20 protein-coding genes and 1 other annotated feature are annotated in these 17,442 nt (G+C 35.9%); all 20 genes read left to right on the top strand.

Going from position 1 to position 17,442, the window contains the following annotated elements; genetic code table 11:
• The 20 genes from BCR21_RS03510 (at nt 1) to BCR21_RS03410 (ending at nt 17,307) form a co-directional block, all read left to right on the top strand.
• Nucleotides 1–612, top strand: a complete 612-nt coding sequence (locus tag BCR21_RS03510) for a hypothetical protein (RefSeq protein WP_069645119.1) — start codon at nt 1–3, stop codon at nt 610–612.
• 328 nt (nt 613–940) lie between these two features.
• Entirely contained in the window at nt 941–2,125 is a 1,185-nt protein-coding gene (locus BCR21_RS03505) for an FtsW/RodA/SpoVE family cell cycle protein (protein ID WP_069645118.1), read from the top strand.
• Between the two features lie 18 nt (nt 2,126–2,143).
• Complete coding sequence (locus BCR21_RS03500; RefSeq protein ID WP_069645553.1) at nt 2,144–2,500, top strand: arsenate reductase family protein; 357 nt, start codon at nt 2,144–2,146, stop codon at nt 2,498–2,500.
• On the top strand, nt 2,500–2,835 hold the full coding sequence (locus BCR21_RS03495) for a glycine cleavage system H family protein (protein WP_069645117.1): 336 nt from the start codon (nt 2,500–2,502) through the stop codon (nt 2,833–2,835). The genes BCR21_RS03500 and BCR21_RS03495 overlap by 1 nt, the downstream gene beginning before the upstream one ends.
• Nucleotides 2,836–2,882: 47 nt before the next feature.
• Nucleotides 2,883–3,127 (top strand) — a binding site (T-box leader).
• Between the two features lie 164 nt (nt 3,128–3,291).
• A complete protein-coding gene (locus tag BCR21_RS03490; RefSeq protein ID WP_069645116.1) occupies nt 3,292–4,329 on the top strand; it encodes a methionine ABC transporter ATP-binding protein in 1,038 nt (345 codons plus the stop codon).
• Nucleotides 4,330–4,378: 49 nt separating this feature from the next.
• Entirely contained in the window at nt 4,379–5,008 is a 630-nt protein-coding gene (locus BCR21_RS03485) for a methionine ABC transporter permease (protein WP_069645552.1), read from the top strand.
• Between the two features lie 35 nt (nt 5,009–5,043).
• A complete protein-coding gene (locus BCR21_RS03480; RefSeq protein ID WP_069645115.1) occupies nt 5,044–5,895 on the top strand; it encodes a MetQ/NlpA family ABC transporter substrate-binding protein in 852 nt (283 codons plus the stop codon).
• A gap of 175 nt (nt 5,896–6,070) precedes the next feature.
• Nucleotides 6,071–6,625 carry a hypothetical protein gene (locus BCR21_RS03475; RefSeq protein WP_069645114.1) on the top strand — a complete coding sequence of 185 codons (555 nt, stop codon included), beginning with the start codon at nt 6,071–6,073 and terminating at the stop codon, nt 6,623–6,625.
• 267 nt (nt 6,626–6,892) lie between these two features.
• A complete protein-coding gene (gene sufC / locus BCR21_RS03470) occupies nt 6,893–7,663 on the top strand; it encodes a Fe-S cluster assembly ATPase SufC (RefSeq protein ID WP_010763366.1) in 771 nt (256 codons plus the stop codon).
• A gap of 14 nt (nt 7,664–7,677) precedes the next feature.
• Nucleotides 7,678–8,964, top strand: coding sequence for a Fe-S cluster assembly protein SufD (sufD, locus tag BCR21_RS03465; RefSeq protein WP_069645113.1), 1,287 nt, complete (start codon nt 7,678–7,680; stop codon nt 8,962–8,964).
• The gene (locus BCR21_RS03460; protein WP_069645112.1) at nt 8,961–10,196 is read left to right on the top strand and encodes a cysteine desulfurase; all 1,236 of its coding nucleotides are present in this window, start codon (nt 8,961–8,963) and stop codon (nt 10,194–10,196) included. The genes sufD and BCR21_RS03460 overlap by 4 nt, the downstream gene beginning before the upstream one ends.
• Entirely contained in the window at nt 10,183–10,650 is a 468-nt protein-coding gene (sufU, locus tag BCR21_RS03455; RefSeq protein ID WP_010763369.1) for a Fe-S cluster assembly sulfur transfer protein SufU, read from the top strand. The genes BCR21_RS03460 and sufU overlap by 14 nt, the downstream gene beginning before the upstream one ends.
• Before the next feature lie 48 nt (nt 10,651–10,698).
• Nucleotides 10,699–12,093, top strand: coding sequence for a Fe-S cluster assembly protein SufB (gene sufB, locus BCR21_RS03450; RefSeq protein WP_069645111.1), 1,395 nt, complete (start codon nt 10,699–10,701; stop codon nt 12,091–12,093).
• A 437-nt stretch (nt 12,094–12,530) separates the two neighbouring features.
• Nucleotides 12,531–13,214 carry a hypothetical protein gene (locus BCR21_RS03440; RefSeq protein ID WP_069645109.1) on the top strand — a complete coding sequence of 228 codons (684 nt, stop codon included), beginning with the start codon at nt 12,531–12,533 and terminating at the stop codon, nt 13,212–13,214.
• A 646-nt stretch (nt 13,215–13,860) separates the two neighbouring features.
• On the top strand, nt 13,861–14,139 hold the full coding sequence (locus BCR21_RS03435; protein WP_069645108.1) for a hypothetical protein: 279 nt from the start codon (nt 13,861–13,863) through the stop codon (nt 14,137–14,139).
• Entirely contained in the window at nt 14,136–14,501 is a 366-nt protein-coding gene (locus tag BCR21_RS03430; protein ID WP_069645107.1) for a hypothetical protein, read from the top strand. Before BCR21_RS03435 ends, BCR21_RS03430 begins: the two co-directional genes overlap by 4 nt.
• Complete coding sequence (locus BCR21_RS03425) at nt 14,495–15,937, top strand: hypothetical protein (protein ID WP_069645106.1); 1,443 nt, start codon at nt 14,495–14,497, stop codon at nt 15,935–15,937. The genes BCR21_RS03430 and BCR21_RS03425 overlap by 7 nt, the downstream gene beginning before the upstream one ends.
• Entirely contained in the window at nt 15,927–16,367 is a 441-nt protein-coding gene (locus BCR21_RS03420; protein WP_069645105.1) for a hypothetical protein, read from the top strand. Before BCR21_RS03425 ends, BCR21_RS03420 begins: the two co-directional genes overlap by 11 nt.
• 61 nt (nt 16,368–16,428) lie before the next feature.
• Nucleotides 16,429–16,890: a hypothetical protein gene (locus BCR21_RS03415; protein WP_069645104.1), complete on the top strand. Its 462-nt coding sequence runs from the start codon at nt 16,429–16,431 to the stop codon at nt 16,888–16,890.
• A gap of 21 nt (nt 16,891–16,911) precedes the next feature.
• On the top strand, nt 16,912–17,307 hold the full coding sequence (locus BCR21_RS03410; RefSeq protein ID WP_139125579.1) for a hypothetical protein: 396 nt from the start codon (nt 16,912–16,914) through the stop codon (nt 17,305–17,307).
• Nucleotides 17,308–17,442 lie beyond the last annotated feature (135 nt).

Below are 17,442 nucleotides of genomic sequence, written 5' to 3'. Positions count from 1 at the left end.
ATGGTATTAGAAAAAATTTATAGAGGAATGGAAAATGGAGCGGAAACGATTCAAGGGAATTTTGAAGAAGTTGTAACAAAAAATGATGACCAAGAGATTTCAGGAGTTAAAAATTTTTTAAAATCGCCACTTGTGACAGGAATGAAATTAGTAGATGAAGGTAACTTTCAGATTTCTGTGATTGATGGGAAGGAAGGACAATTATCTGGTACAGCTTTGAATGGTAAATTAGTTGGCTTTGGTAATACTGTTGGAAATCTTCTGGGCGATACTGGACAAATTCCTGTGACAGTAAATAAAACGACACATGAAGCTATTGTCAATACAGATGGGTACTATGCGATTTTGATTCAATCTTGGTGTCAACCAGTTGGAACAGTGGATGGTTTTTGGTACTATAATTTTGTTAAAAATGGCGTCAGAGCAGGCGGTGAAGATAGGATTGCAGGTTGGGGATCCAACGCTTGGAAGAACAGAAATGATGGTTTTGGAATCTATTGTAGCAGATTAAAAAAGGGTGATCGCTTAGGAGCAATTATTGAAACTAGTATTACTGGGCAGATACTTAGTTGCGGTATAAAGACGGCTGCGTTTATTAGATTGCAAGATTAGTAAGTATTTATCTATCTATCTATATGCTAATTATCTATTAATTATAATAGAACATAGCATCAATTAAAAACACTCTAAATCTAATTAGATTTAGAGTGTTTTTATCATCTATATACTTTCAAAGTGCAAGAAAGCAATGCATATAAAAATTTAACGTACACAGAAAAGTAAGCCAAAAGGATAGATTTGTCAAAATGAAAAAACAATATAAATATAACTAATAAATTTGTACTTTAAAGTTTTTCCAAAATCATCAAGTCTATACTTTCTTTTCTCCCTATAGAAAGTTATAATAAAAGGCGTATGATTTAAGGAAAAGGGATGAAGAATGAATAAAAATAAACTAATGCGTAACTTAGATAATAGAATTGATTATGGTGTGATTTTACCTGTGTTCCTTCTTTCAATCATCGGGATACTGTCACTTTATGTAGCTTTAAGCAATGATCCAAACCGCCCAGAAATCGGCAATATGTTGATGAAACAAGGATTGTGGTATTTAGTCGGTGGTCTCAGTATTGTAATCGTCATGAATTTCAGCTCAAAGCTCCTTTGGCGGCTAACTCCTGTATTTTATGCGATTGGCTTGATCATGATGGGATTGCTTTTAAAATTTTATGATCCTTTTCTAGAATCACAAACAGGTTCTAAAAACTGGATCAGTATAGGCGGTACGACTTTTCAGCCTTCAGAATTAATGAAAGTAGCCTTTATCTTGATGCTCGCCTATGTTGTGACTATGCACAATGTGAAAAATGTCAATCGAACGCTCAAATCTGATTTTTGGTTGATTGGGAAAATGCTATTGGTCACTATGCCGGTCATTATTTTGATTTTACTACAAGATGACTTTGGGACGATGCTAGTCTTCTTAGCGATTTTCGGTGGAGTATTCCTGATGTCAGGGATTTCTTGGAAAATTATTTTACCTACATTTTTAGGTGCTATTATATTAGGAGCTGGAACGATCTATCTAGTGACGACCACGACTGGACGTGAATTCCTTTATTCAGTTGGTTTTAAACCCTACCAATTTGATCGGATCGACCTATGGATGAATCCTTTCCATCATGATCCAGACCGTTCATTTCAACCAGCGTTAGCGATAACTGCAATTGGTTCAGGTGGTTTACTTGGAAAAGGATTTAATATCAGTGATGTATATGTGCCAGTTAGAGAGTCAGATATGATTTTCACTGTTGTGGGTGAGAACTTTGGTTTCATTGGCGGCTGCTTTATTATTCTGCTATACTTTATCTTGATTTACCGCATGATTCGTGTTTGTTTTGAGACAAATAATGAATTTTACGCCTACATTGCAACAGGAATCATCATGATGATTTTATTCCACGTGTTTGAAAATATTGGGGCCAACATCGGACTTCTACCATTAACAGGGATTCCGTTACCATTTATCAGTCAAGGTGGTTCCTCGATTTTAGGCAACATGCTAGGTGTGGGATTGATCATGTCTATGAAATATCAAAAAGAAGCAACGATCGAAGAATATTAAATGAAAGAAGGCGTTAAAATGTACACATTTTTCTGGTATCCAAAATGTTCAACTTGTAAGAAAGCAAAGGCTTGGTTAGATGCTAAACAGGTAAAATACGAAACGATCGATATGATCGAAAATCCTCCAACTGCAAAACAATTAGCAAGCTGGATGGAGCAAAGTGATTTACCCGTTCGCCGTTTCTTTAATACAAGCGGTATTCGTTATAGAGAACAAGGATTGAAAGATAAAGTCAACGACTTTTCAATCAAAGAAGCAAGTGAATTATTAGCGACTGATGGTATGTTGATCAAACGTCCGATTTTTGTTAAAGGAGATCAATTTTTAGCAAACGGATTTAAAGAATCTGATTATGAAGGAGCTATTAAATAATGGCTGAAGAATTGAAAATAATCGATAGTTTATGGGTTTTAAAAACAAGCGATGGTTATAAAATAGGTTTAACAAATGAAGCACAAGAAGATCTGGGAACTATCACTTTTGCAACAATGCCTAAGGTTGGTCAATCATTGCAAAAAGGGGATTCACTGATCGAATTGGAAGCTGAAAAAGCTGTAAGTGAATTTAGTACACCGATCAGCGGAACGATCGTGGCGATCAATGAAGCCGTTGAACAAGATACTAGTGTATTAGATGATGCAGATCAAACAAATGCTTGGATCGCCATTTTAAAAGATGTTGATGAAGCAGAATTGAACCAAGCGTAAAAATAATTGACAAGCCATTTGGATATTGCTATAATTCATCAATAAAAGTAAAAGCTTTGAAAAGAAGAGTACATGTCGAAAGTGTTTGAAGAGAGCCCTGTTCGCTGAAAATGGGCAACATGATTGAGATGGAAGATGGTCTTTGAGCGGAATAAGTGAGCAGATGTGAACTTGTTACGGGAGTGCCCGTTATAGCACGACAGTATGCGAATTCAAGTACTGTATAAGGCTATTATTGTGAAATAATGGTGAATCAAGGTGGTAACACGAAAGACAAGCTTTCGTCCTTATGTCAGATTAATGACAGAGGGCGGAAGCTTTTTGCATGTTCTACCAAGAGGTTAAGCTCTGGATTTGATATGCAAAAGCACTAATCTACTAGATGCTACTCACAATAACACGTATCCTGTAGTATAATAAAACAGAAGCAAAACCAAAGAAAGCGGAGGGGAAAAAATGCCTCTAATCGAATTACAACACGTACAAAAACAATTTTCCGGTAAAAGCGGACAAGTAACAGCTGTCAATGATGTTTCACTAACAGTCAATCAAGGAGATATTTACGGAATCGTTGGCTATTCCGGTGCGGGTAAAAGTACATTAGTTCGTTTATTAAACGGTCTAGAATTGCCAACGCAAGGTGAAGTCATTATTCAAGGACAAAATGTTGCAAAAATGGCGAATCGAGAACTACGTCAATTTCGTAAAAAAATTGGTATGATCTTTCAACATTTCAATTTATTATGGTCAAGAACGATTTTAGAGAATATTATGTTACCGCTAGAATTAGCAAATGTTCCAAAGAATGTGAGAAAAGAACGCGCACAAGAACTTTTAAATTTAGTTGGATTAGAAGGGCGTGGAGATGCTTATCCAAGTCAATTATCAGGTGGTCAAAAGCAACGAGTAGGAATCGCCAGAGCTTTGGCTAATAACCCTGAAATCTTGCTTTGTGATGAAGCAACAAGTGCACTAGATCCGCAAACGACAGATGAAGTATTGGATCTTCTATTAGAAATCAATAAAACCTTGAATCTGACGATCGTATTGATCACACATGAGATGCATGTGATACGCAAGATTTGTAATAAAGTTGCTGTAATGGAGCTTGGTCAGATCGTCGAAGAAGGCGATGTGTTAGAAGTCTTTAGACATCCAAAACAAGCTGTTACAAAACGTTTTGTGCAACAAGAATTAGAACCAAAAGAAGATACGGAAGAATTATTACAAGAATTGATCAAAGAAAATCCCGCTGGGTTAGTAGCCACCCTTCAATTTAGTGGTGACAACGCAAATGAACCAGTTATTTCACAAGTAATACGCACTTTTGATGTCGATATCAATGTGGTTCAAGGACAAGTTCAACAAGCCAAAGAAGGTGCGTTCGGGACCTTGACCGTTATGATCACTGGAACAGCAAGTGAAGTAGAAAAAGCACTAACGTTCTTTAAAGAAAAAGAAGTTGGTTTGGAGGTGATTCACCGTGGCGAATGAGACATTTGTAGAAAAATATTTAAATTTTAGTCGGGTGAATCCAGAATCAATGCAGCAGGCGGCGATCGATACCTTGTTCATGACGGTCGTTGCGATGGTTTTTGTTATTATTATTGGATTTTTATTAGGGCTATTACTTTATAGCTTAAGCCGTAACAAATCATCTTATGCAAAAGTTTGTTATAGCATTTTATCAGTTGTCAGCAATATTTTTCGTTCCATCCCATATATCGTCCTAATCATCTTGTTGATGGATTTCTCAAGAAAATTAGTGGGAACGGGGATCGGGGCAAAAGCAGCAATTCCATCATTGATCGTATCAGCAGCACCATTTTACGCTCGCCTAGTCGAAATTGCGTTTCGTGAAGTCGATAGTGGTGTCTTGGAAGCAGCTGATGCAATGGGCGCTTCTAGAATCCAAAAAATCTTTAAAGTACTGATTCCAGAAAGTACCCCAGCGTTACTATCGGGTGTGACGCTTACGACAATCACGATGATCGGGTTTACTGCGATGGCAGGTATCATTGGCGGTGGCGGACTTGGTGGTTTAGCTTATCAAGAAGGATTTAGCCGCAACAATAACACCGTTACATTAGTTGCAACAGTTTTAATCTTGGTTATTGTGTTTATCATTCAATTTGTCGGCGATCAATTAGTAAAACGCTCTGACAAACGATAAACAATCAAAATAGAAAATAATTGGAGGAAATAAATATGAAAAAGAAATTATTCGGTTTAGCAGCATTGGCTGTTGTGACGTTTGGATTAGTCGCTTGTGGCGGAGCAAAGAATAAGACAGATGATAGTAAATCGGCAGGGTCAGATAAAAATTCTTCTGTTTTAAAGGTCGGCGCATCTGCTTCACCTCATGCAGAAATTTTAGAGCAAGTAAAACCAATTCTTAAAAAAGAAGGCATCGATTTAGAAATCGTTCAATTCGATGATTACATTTTACCAAATAAAAATTTGGCTGAAGGCGATATCGATGCGAATTACTTCCAACATATCCCGTACTTTAATTTACAAGTCAAAGAAAATAACTATGATTTCACAAACGCTGGTGGTATTCATATCGAACCAATGGGCTTATACTCAAAACGAATCAAAGATATCAAAGAGTTAAAAGATGGCGCAACGATCATTACATCAAATTCTGAATCTGACTGGGGTCGTATTATTACGATTTTACAAGATGCTGATTTAGTAACAGTAAAAGATGGTGTTGATTTAGAAACAGCGACATTTGAAGATATCGATAAAAATCCTAAAAACTTGAAATTTATCCATAACATCAATCCAGAAGTTCTAACGACAACTTACAATAACGATGAAGCAGATCTTGTAGCAATCAATGCAAACTTTGCTTATGGCGCTGGCTTAAATCCGTTAAAAGATTCAATTTTACTTGAGAAAGATAACTCACCATACGTAAATATCGTAGCTGTTCGATCAGAAGATAAAGATAGCGACAAAATCAAAAAATTGGTTGATGCATTACACAGTAAAGAAATCCAAGATTGGATTCTTGAAAAATGGGATGGATCCGTTAAACCAGTAGATAAATAAAAATGAAATCTGGAACAAGTGCTTAAATAGCTTGTTTCAGGTTTTTTTTGATATAAAAATGATATTAAAAGTAAAAATATGGTTTTTTTAACTTATTTATCAATCTATTGTTGTAATATTTGTGTCTTAATGTTAATATATTGTAGTGACAAAAAATAAAAAGGAGATATGAATGATGAAAAAAAGAAAAATAAGTTTAGGTTTTGTGGTATTGGTGGCTATGTGTCTAGGATTTGTTTTAAATGGTTACGAAACTGAAGCAGCAGAGATCAATATGAACAGAGGAACAACCTTTGTCATGGACCCAAGTGGTTCTTCGAAAAAAATTTATTCAGGCGTTTATGAAACGATTAATAGTAGCAAAGGACTTTATCGTTATGATAGTTACACTGGTGAAGCTCAGTTCGCATACGCGAATGCTAGTACCAAAAACATTCAAGCGGCTTATATCGTAAACGAAAGAATGTTTAATTTTGAAGGAACTTATTCACCGAAAGAATCTTATTTCAATGGTAAATCAAAAATTTGGGTTTACAATATACAAAAAGTGAATGGCTTAACTCCTGTCTATAAAACTAGTGTGAAAATCCTTGAAGGATTACCAGGCGGAACAGTTTTATCAATACGGGCAGATCAGGGATTGGTGCCAAATTGGGTAGGATTACCTAATATAGATAGTATGTCAAAAGTGCTTATAGAATCAGCAAGCATTTCAGTGAAAGTTCAATAATAAACTAAAAAAGATTGGCTTCCTTTTCAGGGAAGTCAATCTTTTTTAGTTTATCAAGTTTGTACACTATTCATATAAAAAGACAAAAGTAATTTGTAACGAAAGTCTAGGTTTCCATTTTAGAAAGATTCTAATTAAGTCTATTTTTTCACAAAGAAAACCTAGCTTAAATAAGAATTATTCTAGCAAAGAGATTGCTTATCATTCTCAATTAGGATAAAATGAATGAGAACGATAATAATTATTTTAAGTTGGAGGGAATTGTACATGTCCGTTTTAGAAATTAAAAATTTACACGTATCAATCGAAGATAAAAAGATTTTAAAGGGTGTTAACCTGACAATGAAAACAGGTGAAATCCACGCAATCATGGGACCAAACGGAACAGGTAAATCAACGTTATCTGCTGCGATCATGGGAAATCCTAATTATGAAGTCACAGAAGGCGAAATCTTGTTTGATGGAGAAAATGTGTTAGAACTTGAAGTGGACGAACGTGCTCGTTTAGGTCTATTCCTTGCCATGCAATACCCAAGTGAAATTCCAGGAATCACAAATGCTGAATTCATGCGTGCTGCAATCAATGCCAAACGTGATGAAGATGACAAAATTTCAGTAATGGAATTCATCAAAAAATTAGATAAAAAAATGGATCTACTAAATATGCCAGAAGAAATGGCTGAACGTTATTTAAACGAAGGCTTCTCTGGTGGAGAAAAGAAACGTAATGAAATCTTACAATTATTGATGTTGGAACCAACATTTGCTATTTTAGATGAAATCGATTCTGGTCTAGATATCGATGCCTTAAAAGTTGTATCAAAAGGCGTAAACGAAATGCGCGGCGAAAACTTTGGCGCGTTGATCATCACTCACTACCAACGTCTATTAAACTACATCACACCAGATGTGGTGCATATCATGATGGAAGGCCGTGTGGTTAAAACTGGCGGTGCAGAACTTGCAAAACGTTTGGAAGCAGAAGGATATGCTGGTATCAGCCAAGAATTAGGTATCGAATACAAAGAAGAAGCATAAGGAGGACAAGATAAATGAAAGAAATTACAACTGCGAATTATCTTGACGACGTCAACGCTTTTTCAGCCCGCAACGCGGAACCTACTTGGATGACAGACTTACGTGTAGCGGCTTTAGAAAAAGCTGAAAACTTAGAATTACCAAAGATCGAACGCGTGAAATTTCACCGTTGGCCTTTGTTTAACGTGAATATTGAAGAGTATGCACCTGAGACAATGAACATCCCAAGCTTTGACGCAATGAAAGACAACCCAGTAATCGTGCAACAAGGGTCGATCACAGCGTTTGAACAACTTTCAGCGAAATTAGCCGATCAAGGCGTGATTTTCACGGATATGTTTACAGCGATGCAAGAACATGGTGATTTAGTCAAAGAATATTATATGAACAAAGCGGTTGAAATGGACGAAGATAAATTAACAGCTTTCCATACAACCTTTATGAATAGCGGTGTATTCTTATATGTACCGAAAAATGTTGTCATCGAAGAACCGATCGAAGCAATCTTTATTCAAGATTCAGCGAGTGAAGAATCGTTCTTCAAACATGTCTTGATCGTAGCGGACGAACATAGTGAGTTTAGCTATTTAGAAAGATTCCAAACTATTGGAGATCAAAAAGTCAAAGTGTCTGCGAATATCGTCGTTGAAGTGATTGCTAAAGCTGGTGCAAAAGTGAAATATTCTGCTGTAGACCAATTAGGCGAAAATGTTTCAACCTATATGAACCGTCGTGGACATATCATGCGTGATGCCTCTGTTGATTGGGCGTTAGGCGTGATGAATGACGGTGACGTGGTTGCTGATTTTGATTCTGATTTAGTAGGCGAAGGCTCTCATTCAGAAGTGAAAGTTGTGGCAATCAGTGCCGGCAAACAAACACAAGGAATTGACACACGTGTAACCAATAAAGCCTCTCATTCTGTGGGACACATTTTACAACACGGAGTTATCCGTGAGCGTGGTACTTTAACATTTAACGGAATTGGTCATATTTTAAAAGGAGCTAAAGGGGCAGATGCCCAACAAGAAAGTCGTGTCTTAATGCTTTCGGACAAAGCTCGTGGTGATGCCAACCCAATTCTATTGATCGATGAAAATGAAGTAACTGCAGGACACGCAGCCAGCGTTGGTCGTGTTGATCCAGAAGAAATGTACTACTTAATGAGCCGTGGTTTACGTAAAGATGATGCGGAACGTTTGGTTATTCGTGGCTTCTTAGGTTCAGTAATCACAGCGATTCCTGTTAAGGATGTTCAAAAAGAATTTGTAGACGTAATCGAAGGGAAGTTGAATGCATGATAAACGCAGATAAGATTCGGCAGCAGTTTCCCATCTTGTTTCAAGAAGTAAATGACGAGCCGCTTGTTTATCTGGATAATGCAGCAACAACTCAAAAGCCTAAAGTAGTTTTAGATAAATTGACTTATTATTACGAACATGATAACGCCAATGTCCACCGTGGTGTGCATACGTTGGCAGAACGTGCGACGAAAGAGTACGAAGATGCCCGTGAAAAAGTTAGAGGCTTTATCAATGCCAAAGAAACAGCGGAAACGCTCTTTACCCGAGGCACAACGACTAGTTTAAATTGGGTGGCAAAAAGCTATGGCGATTTAGCGGTTGAAGCAGGAGATGAAATCGTGATTTCCTATATGGAGCATCACTCTAATATCATCCCTTGGCAACAACTAGCAGAACGCAAAGGCGCAACCTTAAAATATATCGAGATCACAGCAGACGGCTTTTTAGATATGGAAAGCGCGAAAGAACAAATCACGGACAAAACCAAAATTGTTTCTATCGCTCATGTGTCTAACGTCTTAGGCGTGATTAATCCAGTTAGAGAACTAGCTGAATTAGCCCATAGTCATGGAGCTGTGCTAGTAGTTGATGGTGCTCAAGCTGTACCGCATATGCCAGTGGATGTTCAAGCAATCGATGCTGATTTTTATGCATTTAGCGGGCATAAAATGTGTGGTCCAACTGGAATTGGTGTATTATATGGAAAACGCGAATTACTAGATCAAATGGAACCAGTGGAATTTGGTGGTGAAATGATCGATTTCGTGAATTTGTATGACAGTACTTGGAAAGAATTGCCTTGGAAATTTGAGGCGGGGACACCAAATATTGCTGGAGCGATCGCTTTAGGTGCGGCAATCGATTTTCTAACAGAAATTGGTTTAGATGAAATCCATCAACATGAAGCAGAATTAGTGGCTTACGTGTTACCAAAACTATTGGCGATTGAAGGTTTGACGGTTTACGGACCACAAGACCCAGCCCATCATACAGGTGTTTTGGCGTTTAATTTAGATGGTTTACATCCACATGATACAGCGACGGCTTTAGATATGGAAGGGGTGGCAGTTCGTGCAGGGCATCATTGTGCACAGCCATTACTGAAGTATTTAAATGTTTCAGCGACAGCTCGTGCGAGTTTCTATCTCTATAATACCAAAGCAGATGCCGATCGATTGATCGAAGCAATTTTAGCGACAAAGGAGTTTTTCCAACATGGCTCTATCTAAATTAGATAATTTATACCGTCAAGTGATCCTAGATCATTCTAGTCATCCTCATCATCATGGAACGTTGGCAGAATCAAGCAAGAAAATCGAAATGAATAACCCGACTTGTGGCGATGTGATTGAATTGCAAGTGGCTATTCAAGACAATGTTATTAAAGATATTGCCTTTAGCGGAAGTGGTTGCTCAATTAGTACAGCGAGTGCCAGTATGATGACAGATGCGGTGATTGGAAAGACATTAGCCGAAGCAGAGCAGCTGGCTGAAGATTTTTCTCAGTTGGTACAAGGAAATGATGTACCAGAAGAAGAAAAATTAGGCGATGCAGCGATGCTTAGCGGCGTGGCAAAATTCCCCGCTCGGATCAAATGCGCAACACTTGCTTGGAAAGCATTAGAACAAGCAGTTGAAAATGACGGACAAGGGACCGCAGGACAATTACACTGCGAAGAATAATAAGTAGGTTGAATTCAGTAAGGAATCAAGAAAAGGACGTGAGATAATTTGAGTACTGTACCTGAGTTAGAAGAATATCAATTTGGTTTTCATGATGATGTGAAACCAATTTTCAGTACGGGAAATGGACTAACAGAGGAAGTCGTTAGAGAAATTTCACGTAAGAAAGAAGAACCAGAATGGATGTTGGAATTCCGTTTGAAATCATTAGAACAATTCAACAAAATGGCCATGCAAGAATGGGGTCCTGATTTATCTGATATCGATTTTGAAAAAATTAAATATTTCCAAAGAGCTAGTGACAAACCCGCTCGTGATTGGGATGATGTACCAGATAAAATCAAAGAAACATTTGAAAGAATCGGAATTCCAGAAGCCGAACGTGCGTATCTAGCTGGAGCTTCAGCGCAATATGAATCAGAAGTGGTTTACCACAATATGAAAGAAGAATTCCAAAAATTAGGAATCATCTTTACAGATACTGATTCAGCGTTGAAAGAATATCCGGACATATTCAAAAAATACTTTGCAAAATTAGTCCCACCAACTGATAACAAATTAGCTGCACTAAACTCAGCGGTTTGGTCTGGTGGAACGTTTATCTATGTACCAAAAGGTGTTCGTGTGGATGTGCCATTACAAACATACTTCCGAATCAACGCGGAAAACACAGGACAATTTGAACGTACGCTGATTATTGTGGATGAAGGTGCCAGTGTTCACTACGTAGAAGGCTGTACAGCGCCTACGTATACAAGCAATAGCTTACATGCAGCGATCGTTGAGATCTTTACCCATAAAGATGCTTATACGCGTTATACAACCATCCAAAACTGGTCTGATAACGTTTATAACTTGGTAACAAAACGTGCCAAAGCTTACCAAGGTGCCACAGTTGAATGGATCGATGGAAACTTAGGTGCCAAAACTACGATGAAATACCCAAGTGTTTATCTTGATGGAAAAGGCGCTCGCGGCACAATGCTTTCAATTGCATTTGCTGGAGAAAACCAAATTCAAGATACAGGTGCGAAAATGATTCATAACGCACCAAACACTTCAAGTTCGATCGTTTCTAAATCAATTGCCAAAGACGGCGGTGAAGTGAATTACCGTGGTCAAGTAACGTTTGGGAAAGATAGTGCTGGATCGATTTCACATATTGAGTGTGATACGATTATTATGGATGATAAATCGAAATCGGATACGATTCCATTTAATGAGATTCATAATAGTCAAGTGGCATTGGAGCATGAAGCGAAGGTTTCGAAAATTTCGGAAGAGCAGCTTTATTACTTGATGAGTCGTGGGTTGACTGAAGTTGAAGCGACTGAAATGATCGTTATGGGATTTGTGGAGCCGTTTACGAAGGAATTACCGATGGAGTATGCGGTTGAGCTTAATAGATTGATTTCTTATGAAATGGAAGGGTCTGTGGGTTAACCCTTTAATATGTGCTAGGAATACTGATATATCAGTATTCCTAGCCTTTTTATTTTGCTTAAATTATTAAAGGTCTGTGCTTTAGTCTGTAGATTTCTGAAAATCGACAAAATTTGCAAACTTAGAAGCGGTTTTTCTGCTTCTTTTGGCAAAACATGAGAAGATATTTCTAGAGTTATTTTGATGTCTTTGTGTACTATAAAAGCGAAAGAAGTAGCTGAAAGAATAAATGTATCTGCAGTAACAGTTAGCTGATGAATGCGCATAGAAAACAATCCCTTACCAGGGAAAAGGAATGGTGGTCTTGTGAGAATCGAGGTTAAATATTTAGAAGAATGGTATGAGAGGGATTTTATATGAGTTTGTAAATATATTTATGGTATTTTATTTATTTCTATTTGTTGTTATAATAATAGGGATAATTAAGGAGGCTTTAAATGAATAAATACTATTTTATAGCACGAGAATTGCATGAATTTTTTTATGTTGCAAAAAAACAAACATTCAAAGAACATCTTGGGGAAAATGCTAATAAAAAAATAATAATATTTGTGTTATTTTTAATAGTAAGTTTAGCGATAGCCATTAGTAATAGCGTTATAAATAATTCCTACTTTAGAATAATTTCAGCATTAATTCTCATTACATTTCTATATATACTTAGAAATGTATTAAACAAAACTACTTTAATTGATATAGTTACTATGAATGATAACTATAGAGAGCAAATACACTCTTTCAGTGAAGCTTTACATCTATACGGATTTGATTCAAAGTTCATCGAGCAACTAATAATAGTAATTCAAGAAAATATCAAAAAGAAAGAAAAAAAGAATGAAAATCGTTCAAGATATACGTTCCAACTTTCTCTGGTTCTTTTTGGGGTTATTGGATTCTTTTCTAAAGAACTTTGGACTGTACTAGATGTATCATCTATTATCAAAAAAGATATTTTAAATTCCAGTTTAGTAATTATTATCATAGTTCTTTTTCTTTTTTACGGATTGTTTATTTATAGAGTTATTAATGACCCAAAAGTATCAAGTTACAGCGATGAAGAGAGAGTTCTAAATGCTTTACAAGAGGTTTTAATGTATCGTGAAAAGAAAAAAATTTTATAGTTTTTGAACTACTTTAACTAAGATTTAATTAATTATAGCGCCCCACGTTAATGAGAACTTTAGTGAACTATTATTATGTATTTTGGCATGGTGGTTTTTGCCTGTGCAAGTGTCTGTATTTGTAAATAAAACTATCTAAATTTATTGTCATGTTTATCAAGTAAAAGCAATCTAATTTAATCTATTTTATTTTTCCATTTTCACCATCGCCTAGTATAAAGCTAGATGTTAAAAAAATTTTTCTATGTATCTTAACTTCTTCGTTCATACAATGGCTTTAATTTTGAAAGAATATCACAGAATTTTTTGGTCAAAAAGAATTTCATCAATTCCTTGTATTGGAAATCCTAGTAGTGTCTTAAGAGATATGAAAAGATGAGGCTTACTCTCGCTAATTTGTTATTTCTAAATTAGATAGCTTGACAGGTTTATTGATATTGACTAATTTTTATCAAAATTAATTTCTTTACATAAAAAAAGAATAGTTTTCATAGAATAGCTTATAAATTTTGTACCATTAGATGCTGCGGTGTAATGATGTTGTTGTTATTAGTCATTAGATTTGGTAAACTTTCATTATAAATAGACTTTATGTAATGATGAAAAAACATTTATTGCGAAAAAATAAATAAAAGGAGTTTTTTTTATGACTGGAAAAATAGCATCAAGTACAGCAGCAGCTCAAAATGCTGTAACTAAATTAACTGGAAAAAATGTAGATTTATCCAAAAAGGCAATCAGTTTTTCTGGGAGTACGGTGTCTAGCATGACAGACGGGTTGACAATTGCAAATCAAATTGTAGGTGAAGTGAGTAGTCTTGCAGAATGCGTTTGGTCTCAAGCAGAAAAATTCCCTCAAATTGCAGAAATGATGGAGTATCAAGATCGTCAAGCTGCTCATCAAATGGGTGGTGTCGTATATTGACAAAGGATAAGCAAAAAATAGAAGCGGATAAAATTGTATTAACCAAGAAAATTCAAGAAAATGAGCAAATTTCAGAGGATTTGAAGAGAGAACAACGGAAGTGGCAGGAACAGTTAGAAGAAAGTAACTGGCAAATGAAACAACAGACTGATCGAATTGCTTCATTATATCAAGAACTTGCCCACTTTGGTGATAAGGCGGCTTATTATAACCAAGAAGATATCCAAGATATTTACAAAACGGTTCAATCTGTTTTTCGTTCTCAGGAAGAAACTGTAGAATCTGCTTATAGAAAATCTAATAAACAATTAGAAGAGACTAACGAACGTTTGTATAAAGAGCGAGGAGCGTTAGAATGGTAAAGTATATAAGTGCAGACTCCACGACTTTGATTCAAGGCTTAACGACGAATATAGCTACTGCAAAAAGCGTTACAGGACAACTGAAATCAGGTAGCCAACATTTGATTCAGTCAGTGGACGGTGAACAGTTATCTGGGGCTGCGTATACAGCAGGGAAAGGCTTATTCCAAGACTTGATTCTCCCAACGGTTGAACGTGTAGATAGTGCTGTTGACGCAATAAAAGAAGAACTCAGCAGCTATCAAGCAGCTGACGGATTAGTGAATAAATGGTCTGTTATTGATGAACAGGTGCAAAATGAATTAATTCAATCATTTCAACGCCAAATTTCAGTAATTGATTTTCAAATTCAATGCTCAAATAAATTAGGATTACTGGGAAAACTAGCTAAAGGTGCTTTAGAAGCTTTAGTTCATGATAACCAACAATTAGAGCAAGCGCGCTCTAATTTGGAAGATAAAGTAAGGAAAGAGCAAGAAAAATTAGAAGCTTTAGCTAATTTTCAATCAGAAACAAATGGCTTGTTTCGTGATTCATTGACGCAATTAAAGATTGGCATGCAGGCAATAGAAGTATTAGGGCTAATGACAGTGAATCCTAAAACAGGAGCTTATGCTTTTCCAGAAGGTTTTGATTCTTCGTGGTTAACATCGGTAAAATCAACGAGTGTAACCGCAACAAGAAAACAGGTTGCTCTAGAAAACGGGATGGACGAACTCCAGTTACCAAAAGCAGCTCGTAAATACTATCAAGAAATTATGAAAGAGGCATTGAAGAATGTCCCTGCTGATCAATGGGCAGCAGCTATCAATGAGTTGAATCAGTTATTATTGTTTGATGATGACGGGAATATATTGAGAGTATTACCTGTGAATATGGGTGCAGGTAACGGAGTCATTATCTTAAAAAATGGCGTAAATGATGCAGAATTAACCGCACAAGCTAACAAAGAGTTGGATGCACAACAAAGAGAACTTCTAAATCAATCTCTGTTACAATTAGCAACAGGAGTAACTACAGCACTTGGAGGGTTAGGCATAACTGGACTAAGTTTAGGGGGAACTTATTTTTCTGGGGGAACTCTTGCTTTAACAGGAGTAACCCCAGCTGGAGTCGTAGCAGGCACGGCGACTACAGGAGCTGGTGTGGCAATTGTTTCAGATGCTCTCAGTAAAATGGGTGTTCCAGCAAGTTCAATCGACTATAATTTTGCTAAAAACTTTGATGACTATTCTCGAAAAGTTGAAAGAATGGGTCCTCGTAAAGGAAACACTCCAGGAAATAATCAAGCTCAAAATAAGCAAGTAAGGGACATCGTGAAAAAGTATAAATTAAACAAAAAACAACAAAGACAATTGCATGATGAAATAACAGGACAGGGATTTGATTATCACGAGATTGAAGAAATTGCGGAGGCTATATTAAATGGAAAGTAAAATAAAGAATTTGATTGCTCAACCTATAGTTAAAAGTAGTGCTGGAGGAGCAGCAGGATCAACTTTAGTGTTAGAATTTGAAGACAAGTCTTATATATTTATTTGGTGTTCTTGGCGTATTGAACAGGGAGCTCAAGTAATTGTTACTTCTTCAGACACCATTTCACCAACAGATAATGATAGTAGTCCAAATGGTTTTATAGGTGAAAAATCACCTATTCTTGAAGGTAGAAAGTTAATTAATTTCAACTTAACGCCGCATTATGATTTAGAAATGCTCTTTGATGATGAATATAGATTACGTATTTTTTGTGACATAGGTCATTCTAGAGAAGATTATAATATTAATTGGGAATTAAACATACCTACAGAAAATATTTCCATAGAAATTAATAACCATTTTGAAGAATGCAGAGGTAAATATGAATAGTTTATTTTAATAATAATGCTATCTAGGAAAGTTAATGTAAATTAGGAATAGCGGGAATGTGATGACCAAAATATTAGAAGATGAATTTATGGAATGGCAGTCAGATATGGTTGATATCACTAAAGAATATATCGAGAATAGAGCGGAAAAAATTTACTTGTATGGTTCAATTGAAAATGGAGGTTATTCCTTCAATCTATTCTTTAAAATAAATAATCAAATTGTAACTATGGATCAAGTAAATTCAGTGTTGAATGAGGGAGAAAGAGAATATGACCTATCAGATGATAGACAATGGGCTGTTTTAAGAATTGGTACTAAAGATTTGCAAGAAATAAAAAAAGTTTGTACTAAATATGAACAACCAGTACCGACACAATTCAAATTGTACTATGATGTGCAAGAAAACAGTTTGAAAGCTAAATACCAGTATGATCCTATCTATTCTAATACTGATGCTCTTTATAGTTCCGATATCTTTATGTCATGGTATGAAGAAGTGAAACAAGAAGTAGAGGGATAAAAATAGAAGAGGAAGAAAATGATGAATAATAAACAAAAATTTTACGTGATATTATTAAACGTAATCACTTTTTTCTTACTCGTTTCATGTAAAAATTCTGAGAGTATTAAAGGAACTTGGCACGTACAAAATGACTCTGGTGAAATTTCAGAAATGACAATCACGGATACGACAATGACCGTAAATAATGTGAAGTTAGAAGTTAAACAAATAACTTCAGGTACAACTGAAGGCAAAAAGTATTTTGAAATGGAAATAGGGAGGGGAGGGAGAGTACACATTATTTTTCCAGAAAAACAAGATGATACCGTTGCTATTATGATTGTTCCTAATACTAAAGAACCTTATTTACGCTATGCAATGAATAGAGAGAAACAACCTGATTATTCAAAATATGATGAAAAATATGTGAAGTAACGGTTAATTGAAAATTTAGATAAAGCCTAAGGATATAGCAAAAAATTTAACTAATTTAACAACAGTAAAAAAGATAAAGATCGTTTTTTACCACAAGGTTTTTCAACAAGTATTATGCCAAGTTTTCTATCGTAT

The organism is Enterococcus ureasiticus, from assembly GCF_001730285.1.
Lineage (GTDB): Bacteria > Bacillota > Bacilli > Lactobacillales > Enterococcaceae > Enterococcus_L > Enterococcus_L ureasiticus.
This window is presented reverse-complemented; position numbering and strand designations above follow the sequence as displayed.